Below are 21,621 nucleotides of genomic sequence, written 5' to 3'. Positions count from 1 at the left end.
TTTATCTCCCGCATTTATTGCGCTACCAGAAATACGGCTGGCAGTATATTTTCCATTCAGCCAATGGCTGCAGGTCTGGAATATCGCCGCTCAGCCGGTTTGCGGCGACGTCCCGGTCGCTTCGAACAGCGCCAGCAGCAGCTTCTTGACCGGTGCCGGCAGCGCGGCATCGGCCAACTGGCTTTGCGCATGCCAGACGTGGCCGCCCTGCCCGGCCGGCGTCAAACGGCGCTCCAGCCTGACCCGATACGGCGTGACCTGCAGCTTGAAGTGGGTAAAGCCGTGGGAAAACGACGGCAATTGCTCGCACGATCCGATGCTGCCGAACGGCGCGACGATGCGGGCCACCGATTGCGCAAACTGCGCCGGATCCGGACTGTGCGCCGGGTTCAGTGCGGTTTGCCCATCCACCTCCGGCAACGACAGCAAGCCGCCCCAGATTCCGTTATCCGGGCGCTGCTGCAGCAGCACCTGATCGCGGTCGGTAATGACCAGCATCGCGCTCTGCTTGTGCGGCACCGCCGGCTTCGGTTTGCGCATCGGCAATAATGCAACCCGGTCGCTGGCATGGGCGACACAGCGCGCCACCAATGGACATCTGCCGCAGGCAGGCTTGCTGCGCGTGCATAGCGTCGCCCCCAAGTCCATCAAGCCCTGGGTGTAAGCCTCGATGCCGTCATGCGGCAGCAAGGCTTGCGCGCGCAGCCAGAGCGCGTCTTCCACCGCCTTGGCGCCCGGATAGCCGTCGATCCCGAACGCGCGCGTCAGCACGCGCTTGACGTTGGCATCCAGGATCGCGGCCCGCACGCCCTGCGAAAACGCGGCAATGGCGGCGGCGGTGGAGCGGCCGATGCCGGGCAATTCGGCCAGCAGCGCGGGGTCGGCCGGAAAAGTCCCGCCGTATTCGGCCACCACCCGTTGCGCGCAGCGGTGCAAATTGCGCGCGCGCGAATAGTAGCCGAGGCCGCTCCAGTGCGACATCACCGCCTCGGCAGGCGCGGCGGCAAGCGAAAGCACGTCGGGGAAGCGCGCCAGGAAGCGGCCGTAATAGGGAATCACCGCAGCCACCTGGGTCTGCTGCAACATGATTTCCGACAGCCAGATGCGGTAGGCATCGCGCGTGTTTTGCCACGGCAGCACATGGCGGCCGTGTTCTTTCTGCCATTCGATGACGCTGGCGGAAAAACCCGGATCGATGAAATCGTCGATCCGCTGCTGTCGATGTTTATGCAACTTACTGTGCAATTTATGCGGCCTCGAGCAGCGGTGCGGCTTCGGCAGCCAGGGCCGCCATCAATCCGCGCTGCAATTGCAGCATGGTGTCCTTATGGGCCTGCAATTCAGCCTGGAGCGTCTCGATGGCCTGAATTTTTTCTTCCAGGCTATCGGTCGCCAGATGGATGCGCTGCATCGACTGCAGGCGCCGTTTCAGCTGGCTCTTGTGCTCGCGGATCTGGGCCTCGAGCGGCGCCATGATGACTTTCAGCCAGGCTTCGACATCGCGGTTGGCCTGCAAGAAACAGTGCTTGACGCGCGAGACGATCGAGTCGAAAAATTTCTGCATCAGCACCACTTGCGGCGTGGTCAGAATGGCGGCGGTGCCGAACTGCTTGTGATACACCGCTTCGATCAGTGCGATTTCATTGCTGTATTTTTCCAGCGAGAACGGCATCGGCATCGACACCGCCAGTCCGTGTTCGGTCGAAAATTTGCGGTACATGACCGTCATCATTTCGGTGATTTCGTCGGTTTTTCGCCCTGACAATACCAAATGATGTTGGACCCGGTCGAAAAACACGCGCACCGCCTGGCGCAGGCCGACGGAAAAATTGCTGCGCTGCATCGCTTCGCGCGCATTCAAAATATCTTCCTTCAGGATTTCCATGCCGAGGCTGGTAAACACTTCCATCGACAGGCGCGTGAAAACCCCGCGCGTACCCTGCAGTTTCAGCAGGCTTTCATCGAATTCCTGTTTTTCGACGTCGATGCGCTGCATCATGTGCTCGATCACCTTGTGATTCTTGCCGCGCAGGCTGTTCAGCTCCACCAGCTGCTCTGTGATATTGCGCCCGCGCGACAACAGCACCGCCAGGTGAGTCGCAGTCAGCGCTTCGATGTCGGCTGCCAACTGGCCCCGTATGATGTCCTTTTTTGCGGGAATCAGCGCATTCGACAATGCATCTTCCAGCGCCGGCAAACGGCTCCTGGCCAGCAATTGCGAATCGCGGTTGATCTTGCCGACCAGCCCTTTTTGCGCCGATACCGGGAAAACCTGCCGGTCCGGCAATCCCAGCATGTGCGCAACGCTGCCGATCTGCCGCTCGATTTGCGCTTCCACCTCTACCGGGCTGCGCAATTCGTCCCACATGCTGTCGATCTTGTTGAGCACCACCATGCGCCCGGGGCCGGAGCCGATATGGTTGCGCCAGACCTCGATGTCGCTCTTGGTCACGCCGGTATCGGCTGCCAGCACGAACAGCACCGCATGGGCGTTCGGGATCAGGTTCAGCGTCAGTTCAGGCTCGGTGCCGATTGCATTCAGACCCGGCGTGTCGACGATGATCAAGCCCTGTTTCAGCAACGGATGCGGAAAATTCACGATCGCGTGCCGCCATTGGGAAATCTCGACCTTCCCCTCGGCATCGACCGTCATGCCGTCATCCGGATTGTCGGCATCGAACAGGCCGTAGCTGATCGCTTCCTCGACCGCCACGCGCTTGGTCAGGCTGACCTGCTTGAACGCCTCCAGCATGCCGTCGGCAGAAGAAATATCCAGCGGCAGCACGGTCCAGACATGGCTTTGGGCCCTGAAATCGCTGGTGGAATGGATCTCGGCCCGGGTTTCGATCGGCAACAGGCGGATCGACGGCGGAAAAGTTTCGTCGTACAGCAGTTCGGTCGGGCACATGGTGGTGCGGCCAGCTGCGGACGGCAGGATGCGCTGGCCGTAATCGGCAAAGAAAATCGCATTGATCAGTTCCGACTTGCCGCGCGAGAATTCGGCCACAAAGGCGATCGTCAACTTGTCGTCGGCCAGCTTGCCCAACAACTGGGCGATGCGCTGTTCGCTGGCGGCATCCGACAATTGCGACTGTCCGGTCCATTGGCGGTAGCGCACCAATGCCGCCGCAACGCAGCAGCGCCACTCGCTATACGCTTCGAATTTCCTGACCAGATTGCTCATGTTGCTCCAAATAAATGTATTTGAATGCCCTCAATCTAGCATCCGCGCTCATTTTTGACAATTTACACAGTAAAACGTCGAGCGCTGCCCCTGCCTGATCTGCCGGATCGTCCCGCCGCAGACCCGGCAGGCAGCACCGGCGCGATCATAGACGAAATACGACTGCTGGAAATAGCCGCTTTGGCCATCGGCGCCGACAAAGTCGCGCAGAGTGCTGCCGCCCTGCGTGATCGCGGCGGACAGTATCGCGCGGATCGCTTGCGCCAGTTTTTCAAAGCGGGCCGGGCCGATGCGGTGGGCCGGGGTTTTGGGATTGATGCCGGCCTGAAACAGGCTCTCGGAAGCGTAGATATTGCCGACACCCACCACGATATCGCCGGCCAGCAACACTTGCTTGATCGCCGCGCGCCGCAGGCGGGTCTGCAGGTACAGCATCCGGCCTGAAAAGTCCGGGCCGAAAGGTTCCACCCCCAGGCCGCGCAACAACAAGTGCTGTTCGACACTACCATCCTGGGCCGGGTGCCACAATACCGCGCCAAAGCGGCGCGGATCGGTCAGGCGCAGCAACCGGCTGCCGGCCTGCAGATCGAAATGGTCGTGCTTTTGCGGTGCGCTGCCCAAGGGCAGGATACGCAGGTGGCCGGACATGCCGAGGTGGATGATCAGCGTCCCATGCTCGAAACCGATCAGCAGATATTTGCCGCGCCGTCCGGTCAGGCCGATCGCGCGCCCGCACAGCAGGGCCGGCAGGTCAGCAGGGAATGGCCAGCGCAAGCCGCTCCGGCGCACTACCACGCCTGTGACGATTTGCCCTTCCAGATACGGAGCGACGCCGCGGCGGGTGACTTCAACTTCTGGCAATTCTGGCATGATGGAACTCGATACAAATAAGTTCGCACAATACACAAATTACGGTGACAATGCTCAACCCGCGAGAAAGCGGTTGAGCGTAAAATCGTCGCTCGCGCTCTACCCTTGCCAGGATTATCACTTGAAAAAAGCTCTCGCCATTGCAAGCCTGTCGCTCATGCTGGCCGCATGCTCGACTTTGCAGCCTGAAACCGCGCCGCTGCCGCAACCAGCCGCAGCTGAAGCTGCTGCCGAACCGGACGCCAGCGGCCTGCCGCCTGACCATCCGGCCATTGGCAAAGCCGGTGCCGGACCGGGCCGGGCGGTCATTGAAGACCCGCTGCCGGCGGCGGCGCTGACCAATGAAATCCTGTTCAAGCTGGTAGCGGCCGAAATCGCCTTTCAGCGCGGCCAATGGCAAACCGCCTACATCACCGCCTTGGGCGTGGCCCAGGGGACGCGCGACCCGCGCATCGCCCGGCGCGCAACAGAAATTGCGATGAGCGCAAGCCAGCCGGCCGAAGCACTCGCGGCAGTCCGGCTGTGGCGCGAACTGGCGCCGCACTCGGAAGTGGCAGCACAGTACTACCTCGGCCTGGTGATCCTGTCCGACAATCCGGCCGAGGCGCAACCATTGCTGGCGCAGCGACTGGCAACCGCCAGCCCGCAAGAACGCAATGAACTGATTAATCAGATCCAGCGCCTGTTGCTGCGCGCCAGGGACAAGGCAATCGCCTTCGACATGCTGGAGCAACTGCTGCTGCCTTATGCCGACTTGCCGCAGACGCCGCTGGCGCTGGCGCAGGGCGCGCTTGCCAAGGGCGACCGTGCACGCGCCTTCCGGGAGGCCGGCAACGCACTCAGGGCCGAACCGGATTCCGAACTGGCGGCGCTGACGCTGGCCCAGATGAGCGTCGACCAGGCCGCAACGGTTGCCGTGCTCACGCAATTCCTGGACAGCCACCCGCAAGCGCGCGAAGTCCGCATGGCGTATGCGCGCATCCTGGTCGAACAAAAGCAATTCGAACCGGCGCGCAGACAGTTTGAAATCCTGCTCAACGCACAACCGCAGGATCTGGGGGCAATGTACGCGCTCGGCATTTTGGGGTTGCAGGCCAACGACCTGGACAGCGCCGAAAAATACCTCGACGCCTACGTCGCGGTACTGGAAAAAACACCGCGCGAACAACGCGACCCGACCCAGGCGCTGATGATCCTGGCCCAGATCGCCGAAGACCGCAAAGACGTCCCTGCCGCGCTGCACTGGCTGGAAAAAATCGCACCGGGCGAACTGCAAAGTCCGACCTATTTCAGCGCATTGCTGAAACGGGCGCAACTGGTTGCCAAACAGGGCGACTTGCCGGCGGCGCAAAAATTGTTGCAGGGATATGCCGGCGACAACCTCCAGCAGCAAGCGCAGATCGTCCTGGCGCAAGCGCTGATCCTGCGCGAAGCGGGCCTGGACCGCAATGCATTCTCGGTGCTGGCCGCCGGACGCAAGCGCTTCCCGGACAATACCGAGCTGCTGTACGACTACGCGATGGCCGCCGAAAAACTGCAGCAGCACGAGCAAATGGAAGCAGCACTGCGCCGCATCATCAAGCAGGAACCGCAGAAACCGCACGCCTACAATGCGCTCGGCTACTCGCTGGCGGACCGCAATCTGCGCCTGCCGGAAGCCCGCGCGCTGATCGCCCGCGCGCTGGAACTGGCGCCGGAAGACCCTTTCATCATGGACAGCATGGGCTGGGTCGAATTTCGGCTCGGCAAGCTCAAGCAAGCAGAGGCTCTGCTGCGGCGCTCGTACGCGCTGCGGCCGGACGTTGAAATCGCCACCCACCTGGGCGAAGTGCTGTGGGCCAGCGGCAAAAAAGACGAAGCGCAACAACTATGGCGCGCTGCGCTTGCCAAGGAGCCGGGCAACGCAGCGCTGAAAAGCACGCTGGCCCGGCTCAAGGTGCAGCTCTAGCACTGCTTTCATGAAAAACAGATACTGCGTACCGTATTTTTCAACAGCGCTCTTCAACCATGATTGAAATGCATTATTTATTGTCATACCCTAATAAAAATACAATCATGCCAAAGAAATCCGGAAGCCCGGTGCGTCAGCGTGCGCTGGCCGGCTTGCTGACGGCACTGCTGCTCGGCGGCTGCGCCAGTCCGCCCGTCCTGCCGGACAACACTGTGGCCGGCGCTGCCGCCCGGCGCTACCACGCCGCCATCGAACTCGACGGCCGGCTCTCGGTACGCTACCAGCGCAACGACCGGGAGGAAGCGCTGCATGGCAGTTTTGCATGGTCGCAAACCGCTGCGCGCACCCTCGTCACGCTGAACTCGCCGCTCGGCCAAACCCTCGCCACCATCGAATTGACGCCGCAAGGCGCCACCCTGATCCAGCCCGGCCAGCCTGCGCGCAATGCCGCCGATGCCGACGCGCTGGCCGCCGACGCCCTAGGCTGGCCGCTGCCGGTGGCCAACCTGGGCAACTGGCTGCAAGGCTATGCGCTCGATGCGCACGGCCGTCGCATCGCGGCTGCGGGCAGCGCCGACCCGATCAGCACGCCCGACGGCTGGCAGATCCGCTACCCGGCCTGGCAGCAGGCCGGCAGCGCAGCCGGCCATCCGAAACGCATCGACCTTGCGCGTCGCAGCGCCGCGGCCGGCGAGATCGCGATTCGCATCGTCATCGACAACTGGCAGCCGCTGCCATGATCCGCACACTGAACAACTGCCCTGCCCCGGCCAAGCTGAACCTGTTTTTGCATGTCACCGGACGCCGTCCGGACGGCTACCATTTGCTGCAAACCGCGTTCCAGCTGCTCGACTTCGGCGACACGCTGCATTTTGCGTTGCGCGACGACGACCGCATCGAGCGCAGCAGCGCACTGCCAGGCGTGCCGCAAGACGCCGACCTGACCGTGCGCGCGGCACGCCTGCTGCAGGCAGCAGGCAGCAAAAAACTCGGCAAGCCGCTGCCCGGCGCCAACATCGCGCTGGAAAAACGCTTGCCGATGGGCGGTGGTCTGGGCGGCGGCTCGTCGGACGCCGCCACCACCCTGATGGCGCTGAACCATCTGTGGAGTACCGGCTTCAACCGCGTCGAACTGATGGCGCTGGGCCTGCAACTCGGTGCCGACGTGCCGTTTTTCCTGTTCGGACAAAACGCCTTTGCCGAAGGCGTGGGCGAAGTACTGAGCCCGATCGAAACGCCCGCTTGCTGGTATCTGGTGATCGAACCGGGCGTGTCGATTCCTACCGCGGAAATCTTTAACGCAAAAGATTTGACAAGGGATACAAATCTGGTCAAAATATCGAACTTTTCCAAAGCGCCAAATAACTTTGGGAGAAACGATCTGCAAGCGGTAGCAACCAGGCTGTTTCCTGAAGTTTTTAACGCCATAGAGTGGCTAAAAAAATTCGGAGATGCTAGAATGACCGGCTCCGGTTCCTGCGTATTTTGCCCGGTTGAACAAGAGCAGCAGGCCAGCGAAGTACTGAAGCAGGTACCGCCGCACTGGAAGGCATGGAAAGCTAAAGCGATCGCGCAACATCCGCTGACGGATTTGCTTGCAGTGCAGTAAAAAATTAGTTTGACGTTAAATACAATGAAGAATATTGCAAATGCGATTGCACATGCAGATTCACATGTGAGACGGCAAGCAAACGGTTGTGTAGGGGAGTCGCCAAGTCGGTTAAGGCACTGGATTTTGATTCCAGCATTCGAAGGTTCGAATCCTTCCTCCCCTGCCAGTAGGTCACATAGAGCAAAATACGCATATAGTGTAGAAGCCGCCGACGTAAGACTGATCCAGTCCTGCGTCGGCGGCTTTTAATCCTTTTAACGACTGCAATCAGGCATCCCATGGCACTCGAAAACTTGATGGTATTTGCCGGCAACGCCACGCCGGATCTCGCTGTTGACGTATGCAAGCAGCTCGGCCTTTCCCTTGGCAAAGCCAACGTCGACAAGTTTTCCGACGGCGAAGTGATGGTCGAGATCAACGAAAACGTGCGCGGCAAGGATGTCTTCGTGCTGCAATCGACCTGCGCGCCGACCAACGACAACCTGATGGAACTGATCCTGATGGTCGATGCGTTGAAGCGCGCATCGGCCGGCCGCATCACTGCCGCCATCCCGTATTTCGGCTACGCCCGCCAGGATCGCCGCCCGCGCTCGGCGCGGGTTGCGATTTCGGCCAAGGTGGTGGCCAACATGCTGCAGCAAGCCGGCGTCGACCGGGTCCTGATCATGGATTTGCACGCGGATCAGATCCAGGGCTTCTTCGACATCCCGGTCGATAACATCTACGCCTCCCCGATCCTGCTGGGCGACCTGGTGAAGAAGAATTACGAGGACCTGCTGGTGGTGTCGCCCGACATCGGCGGCGTGGTGCGCGCCCGCGCATTGGCCAAGCGCCTCAACTGCGACCTCGCCATCATCGACAAGCGCCGCCCGAAACACAACGTGTCCGAAGTCATGAACATCATCGGCGAAGTCGAAGGCCGCAACTGCGTGATCATGGACGACATGGTCGATACCGCAGGCACGCTGACCAAGGCGGCCGAAGTGCTGAAGGCACGCGGCGCCAAGAAAGTGCTGGCCTACTGCACCCATGCGGTGCTGTCCGGCCCGGCCATCGAGCGCATCGCAAGCTCGTCGATCGATGAAGTAGTCGTTACCGACACCATCCCGCTGTCGGACGCGGCCAAGGCCTGCAGCAAGATCCGTCAGCTCTCGAGCGCTGCGCTGCTGGCGGAAACTTTCCGCCGCATCACCAAGGGCGATTCGGTGATGTCGCTATTCATGGAATAGACAGCGCACAAGCGACCGGCCGCAGATCAAATCCGGCCCGTTCGAAACGGGCCAATACCGTATCCGGGCATGGCAAATGCCGTGCCCACACCTGAAATCCCCTGGTCGCGGGGGATTTATACCGCAAGGCACTGCCTTGCATAATCTGGAGCTTCAAAATGAAAGTTATTGCATTCAAACGCACTTTGCAGGGGACCGGAGCGAGCCGCCGCCTGCGTAATTCCGGCCAGACGCCTGGTATCGTCTACGGCGGCACCGAGCCGGCCGTCAGCATCACGCTGGACCACAATGCGCTGTACCACGCGCTGAAAAAGGAAGCGTTTCACGCCTCGATCCTGGATCTGGAAATCGACGGCAAAGTCGAAAAAGTCCTGCTGCGCGACTTCCAGGTCCACGCGTTCAAGCAATTGGTGCTGCATGCCGATTTCCAGCGCGTCGACCCGAACCAGAAGATTCACGTCAAGGTTCCGCTGCATTTCATCAATGCCGACATTTCCCCAGTGGTCAAACTGTCCGGCGGCATCATCAGCCACGTCATGACGGAACTGGAAGTTGCCTGCCTGCCAGGCCAACTGCCTGAATTCATCGCGGTCGATCTGGCCACCCTGGAAGCCGGTCAATCGATCCATCTGTCGTCCGTCACTTTGCCGGAAGGCGTAACTGCCATCGCGCACGGCGACAATCCAACCATCGCTACCGGCACCATTCCTGCCGGCGCAGCCGCCGCCAGCGCCGAAACACCGGCAGCCTAAGCTGCTGCACGCTCCGGCAGCTTGCGCCGGAGACAAAAAACCCGCCTTTCAGTGGTCGGGTTTTTTATTGCCAGAATGAAGGGGGATGGCAAAAAATACATTACCTTCCACAATGAAATTAAGCAACTTTTAAAATACTAGTCGCACTATCCGGCGCACCCGCCCCGAACAAGCTGCTGTCGTTATAATCGCTGTTTTTCTTTGATACCACATCATGTCCATCCGCCTCATCGTCGGCCTCGGCAACCCTGGGCCGGAATACGAACAAACGCGCCACAACGCCGGCTTCTGGCTGGTCGACAACCTGGCCAACGGAGTGGCGCGCTGCAAGCTGCAGCGCGAATCCCGCTTCAACGCACTGGTGGCAAAAACCAGCATCGGCGGCCAGGAAGTCTGGCTGCTGGAACCGCAGACCTTCATGAACCGTTCCGGCCAGTCGGTCGGCACCCTGGCGCGCTTCTACAAGATCCTGCCGGACGAGGTGCTGGTGGTGCATGACGAGCTCGACCTTGCGCCGGGCGCGGCCAAGCTCAAGAAGGGCGGCTCGTCCGGCGGCCACAACGGCCTGAAAGACATCACGGCCGCGCTCGGCACCCAGGATTACTGGCGCGTGCGGATCGGCATCGGCCATCCGCGCGCGCTGAACCTGCAGCAGGCGGTGGTCGATTTCGTGCTGCACCGGCCGCGCAAGGACGAGCAGATGCTGATCGACGAAGCCATCGCCCGCAGCATCGACATCATCCCGCAGCTGTGCGAAGGCAAATTCGAAGCGGCCACCATGCAACTGCACACCATCAAGTAAGGCCTTCCAAGGCGCGCAGCACCGATCTGCCAGCGAGCCTAGCCGTGCTGGCAATCATTGCCAGCCGTAGCGTCGTGCATAGATGCCTTTCATCGCCTGCGTCAGCCCGACATAGCACAGCAGGATCGCGATCAGCCACGGAAAGTAACTCAGCGGCAGCGCCTGCAGCTTGAAGTAATGCGCCAGCGGCCCCATCGGCAGGAAAATCCCGATCGATCCGATCAGCAGCGTCATCGCCAAGAGCGGCCAGGCGGCGCGGCTCTGGAGGAACGGGATCTTGCGGGTGCGGATCATGTGCACGATCAGCGTCTGCGACAGCAGGCCTTCGATGAACCAGCCGGACTGGAACAGGGTCTGGTGCTCCGGCGTATTGGCGCCGAACACGAACCACATCAGGGCAAAGGTGCCAATGTCGAATACCGAGCTGATCGGACCGAAGAACACCATGAAGCGGCTCAGTTCGTCCGGATTCCACTTCTGCGGCGTGCTCAGCGCTTCCGCGTCGACGTTGTCGAATGGGATCGTGATCTGCGAGATGTCGTACAGCAGGTTCTGTACCAGCAGATGCAGCGGCAGCATCGGCAGGAACGGGATGAAGGCCGACGCCACCAGCACCGAGAACACGTTGCCGAAGTTCGAGCTGGCCGTCATCTTGATGTACTTGAGCATGTTGGCGAAGGTCTTGCGGCCTTCGATCACGCCCTCCTCCAGCACCATCAGGCTCTTTTCCAGCAGGATGATGTCGGCCGCCTCCTTGGCGATATCGACCGCCGAATCGACCGAGATGCCGATGTCGGCGGCGCGCAGCGCCGGCGCGTCGTTAATGCCGTCGCCCATGAAGCCGACCACGTGGCCGTTGCCGCGCAACACCCGCACGATGCGCTCCTTGTGCGACGGCGTCAGCTTGGCGAACACGGTGGTGGTTTCGCTGGCGGCCGACAGTTCGGCGTCGCTCATGCCCTCGATGGCGGCGCCCAGCAGTACGCCCTTGACCGCCAGGCCGACTTCCTTGCAGACCCGCAGCGTGACCAGATCGTTGTCGCCGGTCAGCACCTTGACCTCGACTCCGTTGGCCTTCAGCGCTTTCAGCGCCGGCGCGGTGCTTTCCTTCGGCGGATCGAGGAAGGCGATGTAGCCGATCAGGGTCAGCTCGCCCTCGTCCGCCACGCCATACACATCGCGTGCCGGCGGCAGCTCCTTGCCGGCCACCGCAACCACCCGCAAGCCCTCCTGATTCAGCTCGGCGGTAACGGCGCGAATGCGCGCCAGCAGCTGCGGCGTCAGCGCCTCGATCCGGTTGCCGTTACGCACCCGGGTGCAGACCGCCAGCACTTCTTCCAGTGCGCCCTTGCAGATCAGTTCGTGGTGATCCTCGCGCTCGCTGACCACCACCGACATGCGGCGGCGATTGAAGTCGAATGGAATTTCGTCGACCTTGCGGTAGTTGCTGGCGATGCCGAGTTCGATGTTCAGTTCGCCATGCTCCAGCACCGCCACGTCCAGCAGGTTTTTCAGGCCGGTCTGGTAATAGCTGTTCAGGTACGCCATCGCCAGCACTTCCTGGCTGGTCGCGCCGAACACGTCGGTATGGCGCGCCAGCACGATCTTGTCCTGGGTCAGGGTGCCGGTCTTATCGGTACACAGGATGTCCATCGCGCCGAAGTTCTGGATCGCATCGAGCCGCTTGACCACCACTTTCTTGCGGCTGAGGATGACCGCGCCCTTGGCCAGGGTCGAAGTCACGATCATCGGCAGCATCTCGGGCGTCAGGCCGACCGCGATCGAGAGCGCGAACAGCGCCGCCTCCACCCAGTCGCCCTTGGTGAAGCCGTTGATGAACAGCACCAGCGGCGCCATCACGAACATGAAGCGGATCAGCACCCAGCTGACCTTGTTGACGCCGCTCTGGAACTGGGTCGGAGTGCGGTCGGCGGCCGTCACGCGTTCGGCCAGCGCGCCGAAGTAGGTGCGGTTGCCGGTGCCGATCACGACCGCGGTGGCGGCGCCGCTGACCACATTGGTGCCCATGAAGCACAGGTTGTCGAGCTCCAGCGGATTGCTGGACAAGGCACCGCGCTGCTCCGGATACTTCTCCACCGGCAGCGATTCGCCGGTCAGCGCGGCCTGGCTGATGAACAGATCCTTGGCGCCGAGCAGACGCAGATCGGCCGGGATCATGTCGCCTGCCGACAGCACCACCAAGTCGCCCGGCACCAGCTGCTTGATCGGCACTTCCACCTTGCCGGAGGAGTCTGCAACGCGGCGCACTACGGTGGCGGTATTGCTGACCATTTCCTTGAGCTTGTCGGCCGCGCTGTTCGAGCGCTTTTCCTGCACGAAGCGCAGAATCGTCGACACCACCACCATGGTGCCGATCACCACCGCCGCCTTCATGTCTTCGGTCAGATAGGAAATCAGCGCCAGCAGGGTCAGCAGGATGTTAAACGGGTTGCGGTAGCACAGCCACAGATGGACCCACCACGGCATCGGCTTTTCGTGCTCGACTTCGTTCAGGCCGAGTTGTTCGCGCCTGACCTCGACCTGCTCCTCGCTCAAGCCGTCTTCGCCGGCCTCCAGCCGGCCCAGTACCGCCGCCGGTGCCATGCGCGACAGCGCCACCATCTGCTCGGCCAGCTGCTCCGGCATTTTCTTGCCGACAGCGGTGCCGCGCAGCAGGTCGAGCAGCGCGGTTTTTTGGTAGCGCCGGGCCGACAGCCCTTTTTGGATGAATGCCAACAGGCGCAGCTTGAAAAAATCGAAACCCATGCACTTCCCCCTGCAAGGCGCGCAGCAGCGCGCCAGTTCAAATTAGAATCAGTTGCGGCGCATGCCGCCGGCCAATACGATAGATCGCCACATCACGCTACACGCGGAATATGACAAGCGATCGCTGGATGCGACATGCATCGCAAAAAATGAGGAAAGAGGGAAAATGTCGAACCGAATGATCCGGCAAATGCCGCTCCCCGCCAAAACGGCAAGGGCAGCGGCTGAAAATGCGGGCGTTGACCTTACCGTGAAGAATCGATCACTGATCGACTACAAGAACCACTGTCCACGTAGGGACTCCACGAAAAAAAGATTGGCGAAAGATACGCCTATTCATATCGATTGTCCATTCCGATCGAAAATTTTCATGCATGGGCAGCCGGCCAGTCAGGGCGACGCTGGCGGCGCGCAGGGCCGCGGCGCTATCGATGCGGCAAATCGGGTAAAGCAGGCAAGAATGACAGCACTGCACATCATCCGGCAGGAACGCTTGCCTGAAGTCTTGCCAAATGACGCGAAACATATACTCCATGCAAAACGCACAAAATTCACATTTTTCCGCTTGCATTTGCTGCGGCAACAAAAATACTATATTAGAGTATTGCAGGAACACCGGATTTCTGCCCCCTGGGCACAGCGCAAGCCATGAAAATTTCACTGGCGGAAGACGGTTCCATGATCGGCGAGGCGGCCAGGCAAGGTCTGACCAATGCCGGCTTCAGCGTCGACAGGGCGCAGGACGGGCGCGCGGCGGATGCCCGCTGCTGCGCCGCCATGCCGGCATCGAACTGGCCGCCGGTTTGCCGAACCGGGAGGGCGGCGCGGGCCTGGCGGTGCGGGTCCGGTTCGCCAAATCTGCTTGAAGCTTCAGCAGTAATCACCCGATAAATCAGTTGGCCACCCGCATCCGGTAAAATAGCCGGTTAATTCAAATCCATTGCAAAGCACACACCATGAGTCTCCAATGCGGCATCGTCGGTCTGCCTAACGTCGGCAAATCCACCCTCTTCAACGCGCTTACCAAAGCCGGCATTCCGGCCGAGAACTATCCGTTTTGCACCATCGAACCGAACGTCGGCGTCGTCGAAGTGCCTGATCCGCGCCTGGCCGCGCTGTCGGCGATCGTCAAGCCGGAACGGGTGCAAAACGCGATCGTCGAGTTCGTCGACATCGCCGGCCTGGTGGCGGGCGCATCCAAGGGCGAAGGGCTGGGCAACCAGTTCCTCGCGCACATCCGCGAGACCGACGCGATCGTCAACGTGGTGCGCTGCTTCGAGGACGACAATGTGATCCACGTCGCCGGCAAGATCAGCCCGCTGGACGACATCGCAGTGATCCAGACCGAGCTGGCGCTGGCCGACATGGGCACGGTCGAGAAAGCCATCCATCGCGAAAACAAGAAAGCCCGCTCCGGCGACAAGGATGCCGCCAAACTGGTCGAACTGCTGGAACGCATCATGCCGCACCTGAACGAAGCCGAACCGGTGCGCGCCATGGGGCTGGACGCGGAGGAAATGCTGCTGATCAAGCCGCTGTGCCTGATTACCGCCAAGCCGGCGATGTATGTCGCCAACGTGTCCGACACCGGCTTCACCGACAACCCGCTGCTGGACCAGCTGACTGCCTATGCAGCATCGCAGAACGCGCCGATCGTCGCCATCTGCGCCTCGATCGAATCCGAGATCGCCGACCTGGACGAAGCCGACAAGGCCGAATTCCTGGCCGACATGGGGATGGAAGAGCCGGGCCTGGATCGCCTGATCCGCGCCGCCTACAAGCTGCTCGGCCTGCAGACCTACTTCACCGCCGGCGTCAAGGAAGTGCGCGCCTGGACCATCCACGTCGGCGACACTGCGCCGCAGGCAGCCGGCGTGATCCACACCGACTTCGAGCGCGGCTTCATCCGCGCCCAGACCATCGCGTTTGACGACTTCATCGGCTACAAGGGCGAGGCCGGCGCCAAGGAAGCCGGCAAGATGCGCGCCGAGGGCAAGGAATACGTGGTCAAGGATGGCGATGTGCTGAATTTCCTGTTTAACGTCTAAGTAGCAGTAGCTGTTTTCTGGTGTTCGCCGACGTTCGCTCGCTCGGCTAACTCATTGAAAGCAATAGGTTGATTGTCCGTAGATGTACTAGTGTGTACGTGGGCAATCTTCTTATATAGGGGCATGGAATGGGGCATGCACGGTGTATGCCCCTCCACCAAGGAGAATATATGCCCCTGCAATGCCCTGAAACCCGCATGGATGCTAGCGATAGCGTCAAAAATCATGCCCCAGAATCCTCCCAAAAACCTGCCCCGAAACGCGGGATTTCCGATTTAACCCTGCGTAACCTAAAGGTCAAAGACAAGCCTTTCAAGAAAGCCATTGAAAACGGGCTTTATCTTGAAGTGATGCCCAGCGGCTCCAAGCTCTGGCGGTTCAAATATCAGTTGTTTGGCAAGGAAAACCGCTTCGCATTGGGCAGCTATCCTGAAACCTCACTCAAGGTTGCAAGGGAGAAAGCAGAGGCCGCCCGCAAACAAGTCAAGCAAGGTTTGCACCCGGCGCGGGAGCAGCAACTTGTTCGTTTAAAGTCCGCCCACGAACAGACCAATACCTTCGAGGCCATTGCCAAAGAATGGATCGTCCGGAAAGACTGGGAAGAGATCACCAAGAAACGCAGGCTGGACATGCTTCAGCGCGTCGTATTCCCAGCCATCGGCAAAATGCCGTTGAAGGCAATTACACCGCCCATCGTGTTGTCAATTCTCCAAAAAGCTGCTGAGAAAAATGGGCCGACTGTCATGGCGGAGGCCAAACGCACCATGTTCGGCATCTTTGAATTGGCGACCGAAACCTTCCGTGTCGATGTCAACCCCGTGCATCGGTGGCGCGAAGCATTGCCGAAAAACAAGACCCAGCACAAAACACCCTTGGAAGTCGGGGAAATCGGGCAACTCTTGCGCGATGTCGATGGGCATGGCGGCAACCACCAAACGCAGTGCGCCTTTATGTTGATGTGGCTGACGCTCGCCCGCCCGTCTGAAGTGGTTGAGGCCGAATGGGCTGAGTTCGACCTTGACGCCGCCATTTGGCGTATTCCGGCAGCGCGCATGAAGAAGCGTAAGGAACACCATATTCCCTTACCCCGTCAGGCGTTGAAGTGGCTGCGCGGAATGGCAACGCTTACAGGCGACAGGAAACACCTATTCCCGCACCGTGACGATAGAGCCAGGCCGATGGTAACTGCCTCGTTCCGGCAAATGTTGAAGGTCTTGGGCTGGTCAGGCAAGTTCAGCCCTCACGCGACGAGGACGACGGGAAGCACGCGTCTCAATGAGCTGGAATATTCGTCGGACTGGATCGAGCGGCAATTAGCACATTCAGAACCCAACGGCGTACGGCGCGCATATAATCACGCTGACTATTTTGCGCACCGTGCCACGATGATGCAGGAGTGGGCGGACTGGCTGGACAAATGGAAGAGTGAAAAATCCAATAATGATTGACTGAGCCTTATCAGCCGCACACAGCCTGCCACAGGCTACAGGTCTGCCACTTCACTAACAGAAAAACGAACATGCCATTTTTAGACTGGGTAAATAAAAATCAAGCGAAGGAAGCCGTAAGAGAGGTGCCCTATCACTTGATTCAACATGAGTCGGTTCACGGCGATATCACTGGTGCCAACGCCGATAACCTGCTAATTCAGGGTGACAACCTATTGGCGCTTAAAGCCTTAATCCCGTTCTATGCGGGCCGGGTCAAATGCATCTTCATCGATCCGCCATACAATACCAAGACAGATTTCGGCCACTATGATGACAGGCTTGAGCATAGTCAGTGGCTTTCAATGATGTATCCACGGCTGGTACTGATGCGGGAGTTACTTGCCGACGATGGAAGTCTTTGGGTAACCTTGGACGACAACGAGGCTCATTATTTTCGGGTAATGGCGGATGAAATCTTTGGGCGAGACAGCTTCATCATTGATATTTCTTGGCGCAAGCGGGATGGCCCACCGAATGACCGTAAGGTAGGTCTGGTACATGACCATATACTAGTGTGGGCGCGCCGCAAGGATGCAAACACAAAAAAATCTCGGGCAGAACTTTCGTTCAACCTGATGGAGCGGACCGACAAGGCAAACGCTCAATATCAAGCGTTCACCGAACCTGGTGGACTTGATCCGCGCGGGGCCTTTCGTAAGATTGATACGACAGCCAATGGAAAAGGCGGGAGATTCGTTGAAAGTCTTTACTACGGAGTAGTCAATCCATATACGGGGGAAGAGGTATTTCCCAGACAGGGTACGTGTTGGCGTCATAACAAGGAAGAGATGGCGCGCCTCCAGGCAGACCGTCGGCTGTATTGGGGAGTCAAAGGCACTGCCAAAACGCCAATGCGCAAACTGTTTGAGTCCGAAGCAAAGCAAGGGATGTCGTCTCCGAGCATATGGGATGATCTCGCGTTAAATCAGCACGCAAGCGCGGAAATCGAAAAGCTGTTCGGCGCAAAGGCTGCGTTTGAGACACCCAAGCCAGAAAAACTGCTCGCCCGAATCATTCATATTGCCAGCAGCGAGGGCGATATCGTTTTGGACTCGTTTCTTGGCTCGGCGACCACCGTTGCAGTGGCGCATAAAATGGGGCGGCGTTACATTGGAATTGAAATGGGGGATCATGCCCGCACGCACTGTTTGCCGAGAATGCTAAAAGTCGTCGAAGGCGAACAGGGCGGTATAAGCAAAGACGTTGATTGGCGAGGCGGCGGGGGATTCCGATACTGCGTACTTGGCGCACCAGCTTTTGACGAGGATGGCCGCATCAGTGACGAAGTAAAATTCGCTACACTAGCTGCATATGTTTGGCACTTCGAAATCGGTGAGCCGGGCCACCAAACATTTGACAAGCCGCTACTGGGCCTTCATAACGGCACTGCCTACTATCTGCTATACAACGGCATCCTGGGCGACCGACGCCCGGCAGGTGGCAACGTCCTGACGCATGCCGTTCTGCAATCTATCAATGATATATTCCCACATGCTGGGCCAAAAGTAGTTTATGGGGAAACTACGCGACTTGGTGCTTCACGCCTTGCGGTAGAGGGTGTCACGTTCAAGCAGATTCCGTATGATGTGAAGATTCGATAGGGCCGATGGCATGACCGAATCAGCTGAATACCGCAAAGCACTTGCCGAACGTTCCTCATATGTTGAAAACGTGCTGGTGCACCGCATGGTGGCTGACCTTGCCGGAGAGTTGTGGCGGCGTGACCCCACTATGCCGCTGAACATCTTCAACTCGGAAGTGGACGACTCTGGCTTTGACTTGGTGCTCGGATGCGGTTCCAAGCTGCGATACATACAGGTCAAGCAAGTACACGCGAAGGGGGCCGCGAGCAAGTTTTCCGTGCGTCTCGACTTCACCCGCATGCATGGTAGCTGCGTAGTTGTCGTGGTGCACACCGAAGACGAGTTGCTGATAGATCATTTCCTATTCTATGGAGGCATGGCCCACGAGCCGATGCCCAGTGTAGAGGATAACAAGGCTTCTATTACGCCGGGCAGGCGAGACAGCGATGGCAACCGCAAGACCCGGCAGCATTACCGCGATGTGAAGCGTAACAAGTTTAAGGGGCCGCTTACTACGGCAGAATTGCTCGACACACTATTTGGCGTGGCGCACGAAGGACAGACAGAACAACAAGCATGCTGACACTCAAAACCTACCAACAGAGCGCCTTGACGGTGCTCACGCAATTCCTGACCGACACGCGCAGCAAGCCCGTAACCGAAGCATATAGGGCAACGCTGGCGACACAAAACCGCATCGGCGAAACCTACGCCCCGTTGTTTGGCGACATCCCGTGTGTCTGTCTGCGCGTGCCAACTGGCGGCGGGAAAACAATCATGGCCGCGCACGCCGTTGCCTTGGCTGGCAAGGCGGTGCTCGATAGCGATGCGCCGATTGCCTTGTGGCTTACGCCGTCGGATACGATTCGCACTCAGACCCTTGAAGCATTGGCGAATGCGCGCCATCCGTACCGTCAGGCATTGGCACATTATTTCGGTGATCGCGTCCAAGTGTGCGACTTGGAAAGCCTGCAAACCGTCAGCCCGCACGATGTCGGAAAAGCCGCCATCGTGATCGTCGCCACGATCCAGTCGTTCAACGTGACGGACACGGCTAAGCGAAACGTCTATTCATTCTTTGAAGAGCTGGCCCCCCACTTTGACAATCTGGCCCCGCACCTGACGACCGGGCTAGAGAAAGTGTCGGAGGCAGACTTGCAAACGCAACCCTACCTGACGGCCAAGGACTTGGGCCGAGTGAAGTATTCCGTCGCCAACTGGATGCACTTGCAACGCCCCATTGTGATCGTGGACGAGGCGCACAACAACCGCACTGACCGCTTCTTTAAATCGCTGGGGCGCGTGAATCCAAGTTGTGTGATCGAGATGACTGCCACGCCAGTGCCGGGCAATAACGTCCTTTATCACGTTGCAGCCGCCGAGCTGAAGGCCGAGCAAATGATCAAGCTGCCGATAGTGTTGGCTGAGCATCCACAAGGTTGGCGTGAATGCTTGCGCGATGCGGTGCTTACCCGCGACCGTCTGGAAATCGTCGCTCAGCGTGAGACTGATTATGTCCGTCCTATCGCGTTGGTGCAAGCCATGCCGATCAATGGGGAGGCAACGGTGGCTGTCGTTCGCCAGCACTTGATCGAACAGGAACAAATTCCCGAGAACCAGATTGCCGTAGCCACCGGCACGCAGAAGGAACTGGATGGCATCAACCTGTTCGACCGTGCGTGCCAAATCCGCTACGTCATCACCGTTGAAGCGCTTAAGGAAGGCTGGGACTGTTCATTTGCTTATGTGCTCGCCAGCTTGCAATCGGTGAACTCGGCGAAAGACGTAGAGCAATTGTTGGGTCGGGTGCTTCGCATGCCGTATGCAAAGAACCGCTCCCAGGACGACTTGAATAAGGCATACGCCCACATCGTTGCCGACAATTTCGCTCAGGCAGCTGCCACCCTCAAAGACCGCATGGTGCAAAACATGGGCTTTGAAAGGCTGGAAACGGCATCGCTCATTGTTCAGCAGCAGGCATTGCCGTTGGTTGGCGGTGAGGGTGGCACGGCACCGTTGGCCCGGACTGGTGGCGCAGTCGCCCCAGCAATACCAGACTGCCACATCGATCTGCCGCAAGTACCTGACATTCAGCATTGGCCGGATGAATTGAAGCAGGCTGTGCGAATTATGCCGACCACCCAAGGCGCAACCGTCTTGTTGAATGGTGAGGTCAGCAGCGAGATACTGACGCAAGCTGAGGCGTTTATCAGCAGTGCCATGCCCGCAAAGGTGCGTGACAAGGTCAAGGAACAATTCGACGCCCACCGAGCGGTGCGGCAGGCCATGCGAGCCCCGGCGCAGTTAGGGTTGGCCTTCGCGCCGATTCCTCAGCTTTGCCTGGACTTGGGCAATCATCTTGAAGTGGTGGAGCGTGAAACGCTGTCCAGTTTGGGCGACTGGAGTTTGTTGGATCATCAAGTGCAGCTAGCCGGGTTCAGTATCACCGAGACCGTCAACTCGTTCGAGATTGATGTCAATGGCGAGAAGGTTACTTATCGACATACCGATGTGCAGCAACTGCTGCTTAACGACACGGTAAGCCACACCAGCCAGCAGGACTTGATTCGCTGGTTGGACGTTGAGGCGCGCCAGTCCGATATTGGGCAGGCACAAATGCAGGCGTATCTGGTGAAGATGGTCACGCACCTTATCGCTGACCGCCACTTCACGCTTACCGCGCTGGTGCGCGCGCGCTTCCAGTTGGCGCGGGCTCTGACCAAGGAAATTGGACGACTGCGCCAGTTGGCAATGGCTAAGGGCTTTCAAGGGAGGCTCATGGACATGGCCGTTCCCGGCATTGAGCAGTTGGCGCATTACAGTTTTCACTACCAAGCAGGCCAATACCCTGCGCGTCAGATTTATCAAGGTAGCTACGAGTTCAGCAAGCACTTCTACCCGATGATCCATGACCTGCGCGAGAAGACGCAGGCGGGCCAAGTGGCTGAGGAATTCCGCTGCGCGCAAGCCATCGATGCCCATGCCAAGGTCAAGCAGTGGGTGCGCAACATTGAACGGCAAGAGCGGTTTTCGTTCTGGTTGCCGACATCCACGGATTACTTCTACCCGGACTTTGTGGCCGAGTTGGTTGATGGCCGCGTTCTGGCCGTCGAATACAAGGGCGAGCCTTATAAGACCAACGACGACTCACGCGAAAAGCAGCAGGTCGGCCACCAGTGGCAACAGTCCAGCGGCGGGCGCTGCGTGTTTCTGTTTGCCGTCGAACGCGACGATCAAGGGCGGAACGTTTTCCAGCAAATCGCCGACAAGTTGGCATGATTTCCTGTTTGTAATGTTGTTTTTCCTCATGGGTAACGAGTCTCCATAGCCCGGA

Annotated in this window: 17 protein-coding genes and 1 tRNA gene; 14 read left to right on the top strand and 4 right to left on the bottom strand. The window is 59.4% G+C overall.

What is annotated here, in order from left to right:
- Window positions 1–90: 90 nt before the first annotated feature.
- From mutY to mutM, 3 genes are read right to left on the bottom strand one after another with little or no spacing between them, the layout of a single operon-like run.
- Entirely contained in the window at window positions 91–1,233 is a 1,143-nt protein-coding gene (mutY, locus tag HMCN_RS0101065; RefSeq protein ID WP_025915629.1) for an A/G-specific adenine glycosylase, read from the bottom strand.
- A gap of 13 nt (window positions 1,234–1,246) precedes the next feature.
- Window positions 1,247–3,184 (bottom strand): dynamin family protein, encoded by a 1,938-nt coding sequence (locus tag HMCN_RS0101060; protein ID WP_025915628.1) that lies wholly within the window; start codon window positions 3,182–3,184, stop codon window positions 1,247–1,249.
- A gap of 48 nt (window positions 3,185–3,232) precedes the next feature.
- Window positions 3,233–4,054, bottom strand: a complete 822-nt coding sequence (mutM, locus tag HMCN_RS0101055) for a bifunctional DNA-formamidopyrimidine glycosylase/DNA-(apurinic or apyrimidinic site) lyase (RefSeq protein ID WP_025915627.1) — start codon at window positions 4,052–4,054, stop codon at window positions 3,233–3,235.
- A 121-nt stretch (window positions 4,055–4,175) separates the two neighbouring features.
- Between mutM and HMCN_RS0101050 the strand changes: the two genes are divergently transcribed.
- The 7 genes from HMCN_RS0101050 to pth all read left to right on the top strand — a co-directional run bounded on the left by HMCN_RS0101050 (window position 4,176) and on the right by pth (window position 10,400).
- Window positions 4,176–6,002, top strand: coding sequence for a tetratricopeptide repeat protein (locus HMCN_RS0101050; protein WP_025915626.1), 1,827 nt, complete (start codon window positions 4,176–4,178; stop codon window positions 6,000–6,002).
- A 107-nt stretch (window positions 6,003–6,109) separates the two neighbouring features.
- Window positions 6,110–6,745 carry an outer membrane lipoprotein LolB gene (locus HMCN_RS0101045; RefSeq protein ID WP_025915625.1) on the top strand — a complete coding sequence of 212 codons (636 nt, stop codon included), beginning with the start codon at window positions 6,110–6,112 and terminating at the stop codon, window positions 6,743–6,745.
- Entirely contained in the window at window positions 6,742–7,614 is an 873-nt protein-coding gene (gene ispE / locus HMCN_RS0101040; RefSeq protein ID WP_025915624.1) for a 4-(cytidine 5'-diphospho)-2-C-methyl-D-erythritol kinase, read from the top strand. The genes HMCN_RS0101045 and ispE overlap by 4 nt, the downstream gene beginning before the upstream one ends.
- A 92-nt stretch (window positions 7,615–7,706) precedes the next feature.
- A tRNA-Gln gene (locus HMCN_RS0101035) sits at window positions 7,707–7,783 on the top strand.
- A 112-nt stretch (window positions 7,784–7,895) separates the two neighbouring features.
- Window positions 7,896–8,846, top strand: coding sequence for a ribose-phosphate pyrophosphokinase (locus tag HMCN_RS0101030; RefSeq protein WP_025915623.1), 951 nt, complete (start codon window positions 7,896–7,898; stop codon window positions 8,844–8,846).
- Between the two features lie 158 nt (window positions 8,847–9,004).
- The gene (locus HMCN_RS0101025; RefSeq protein WP_025915622.1) at window positions 9,005–9,598 is read left to right on the top strand and encodes a 50S ribosomal protein L25/general stress protein Ctc; all 594 of its coding nucleotides are present in this window, start codon (window positions 9,005–9,007) and stop codon (window positions 9,596–9,598) included.
- Between the two features lie 214 nt (window positions 9,599–9,812).
- On the top strand, window positions 9,813–10,400 hold the full coding sequence (gene pth / locus HMCN_RS0101020) for an aminoacyl-tRNA hydrolase (protein ID WP_025915621.1): 588 nt from the start codon (window positions 9,813–9,815) through the stop codon (window positions 10,398–10,400).
- A 54-nt stretch (window positions 10,401–10,454) separates the two neighbouring features.
- On the opposite strand, the gene mgtA is transcribed toward pth, so the two are convergent.
- The gene (gene mgtA / locus HMCN_RS0101015; protein WP_025915620.1) at window positions 10,455–13,166 is read right to left on the bottom strand and encodes a magnesium-translocating P-type ATPase; all 2,712 of its coding nucleotides are present in this window, start codon (window positions 13,164–13,166) and stop codon (window positions 10,455–10,457) included.
- 61 nt (window positions 13,167–13,227) lie between these two features.
- Here mgtA and HMCN_RS0101010 point away from each other — a divergent pair, with 61 nt between their 5' ends.
- The 7 genes from HMCN_RS0101010 to HMCN_RS0100980 all read left to right on the top strand — a co-directional run bounded on the left by HMCN_RS0101010 (window position 13,228) and on the right by HMCN_RS0100980 (window position 21,566).
- The gene (locus tag HMCN_RS0101010; RefSeq protein ID WP_025915619.1) at window positions 13,228–13,818 is read left to right on the top strand and encodes a hypothetical protein; all 591 of its coding nucleotides are present in this window, start codon (window positions 13,228–13,230) and stop codon (window positions 13,816–13,818) included.
- Window positions 13,815–14,057, top strand: coding sequence for a response regulator (locus tag HMCN_RS0101005; RefSeq protein ID WP_025915618.1), 243 nt, complete (start codon window positions 13,815–13,817; stop codon window positions 14,055–14,057). The genes HMCN_RS0101010 and HMCN_RS0101005 overlap by 4 nt, the downstream gene beginning before the upstream one ends.
- Window positions 14,058–14,122: 65 nt before the next feature.
- The gene (gene ychF, locus HMCN_RS0101000; RefSeq protein WP_025915617.1) at window positions 14,123–15,214 is read left to right on the top strand and encodes a redox-regulated ATPase YchF; all 1,092 of its coding nucleotides are present in this window, start codon (window positions 14,123–14,125) and stop codon (window positions 15,212–15,214) included.
- Between the two features lie 170 nt (window positions 15,215–15,384).
- Window positions 15,385–16,662 carry a tyrosine-type recombinase/integrase gene (locus HMCN_RS0100995; protein ID WP_238551895.1) on the top strand — a complete coding sequence of 426 codons (1,278 nt, stop codon included), beginning with the start codon at window positions 15,385–15,387 and terminating at the stop codon, window positions 16,660–16,662.
- A gap of 71 nt (window positions 16,663–16,733) precedes the next feature.
- Window positions 16,734–18,305 (top strand): site-specific DNA-methyltransferase, encoded by a 1,572-nt coding sequence (locus HMCN_RS0100990; RefSeq protein ID WP_025915615.1) that lies wholly within the window; start codon window positions 16,734–16,736, stop codon window positions 18,303–18,305.
- A 10-nt stretch (window positions 18,306–18,315) separates the two neighbouring features.
- The gene (locus HMCN_RS0100985; RefSeq protein ID WP_155837301.1) at window positions 18,316–18,870 is read left to right on the top strand and encodes a hypothetical protein; all 555 of its coding nucleotides are present in this window, start codon (window positions 18,316–18,318) and stop codon (window positions 18,868–18,870) included.
- Window positions 18,864–21,566, top strand: a complete 2,703-nt coding sequence (locus HMCN_RS0100980) for a DEAD/DEAH box helicase (RefSeq protein WP_025915613.1) — start codon at window positions 18,864–18,866, stop codon at window positions 21,564–21,566. Before HMCN_RS0100985 ends, HMCN_RS0100980 begins: the two co-directional genes overlap by 7 nt.
- The last annotated feature ends 55 nt before the right edge of the window (window positions 21,567–21,621 follow it).

Origin of the sequence: Herminiimonas sp. CN (assembly GCF_000622895.1) — a bacterium.
Lineage (GTDB): Bacteria > Pseudomonadota > Gammaproteobacteria > Burkholderiales > Burkholderiaceae_D > AVCC01.
Note: the sequence above shows the minus strand (reverse complement) of the source record. Positions and strands in the feature narration are given on the sequence as shown.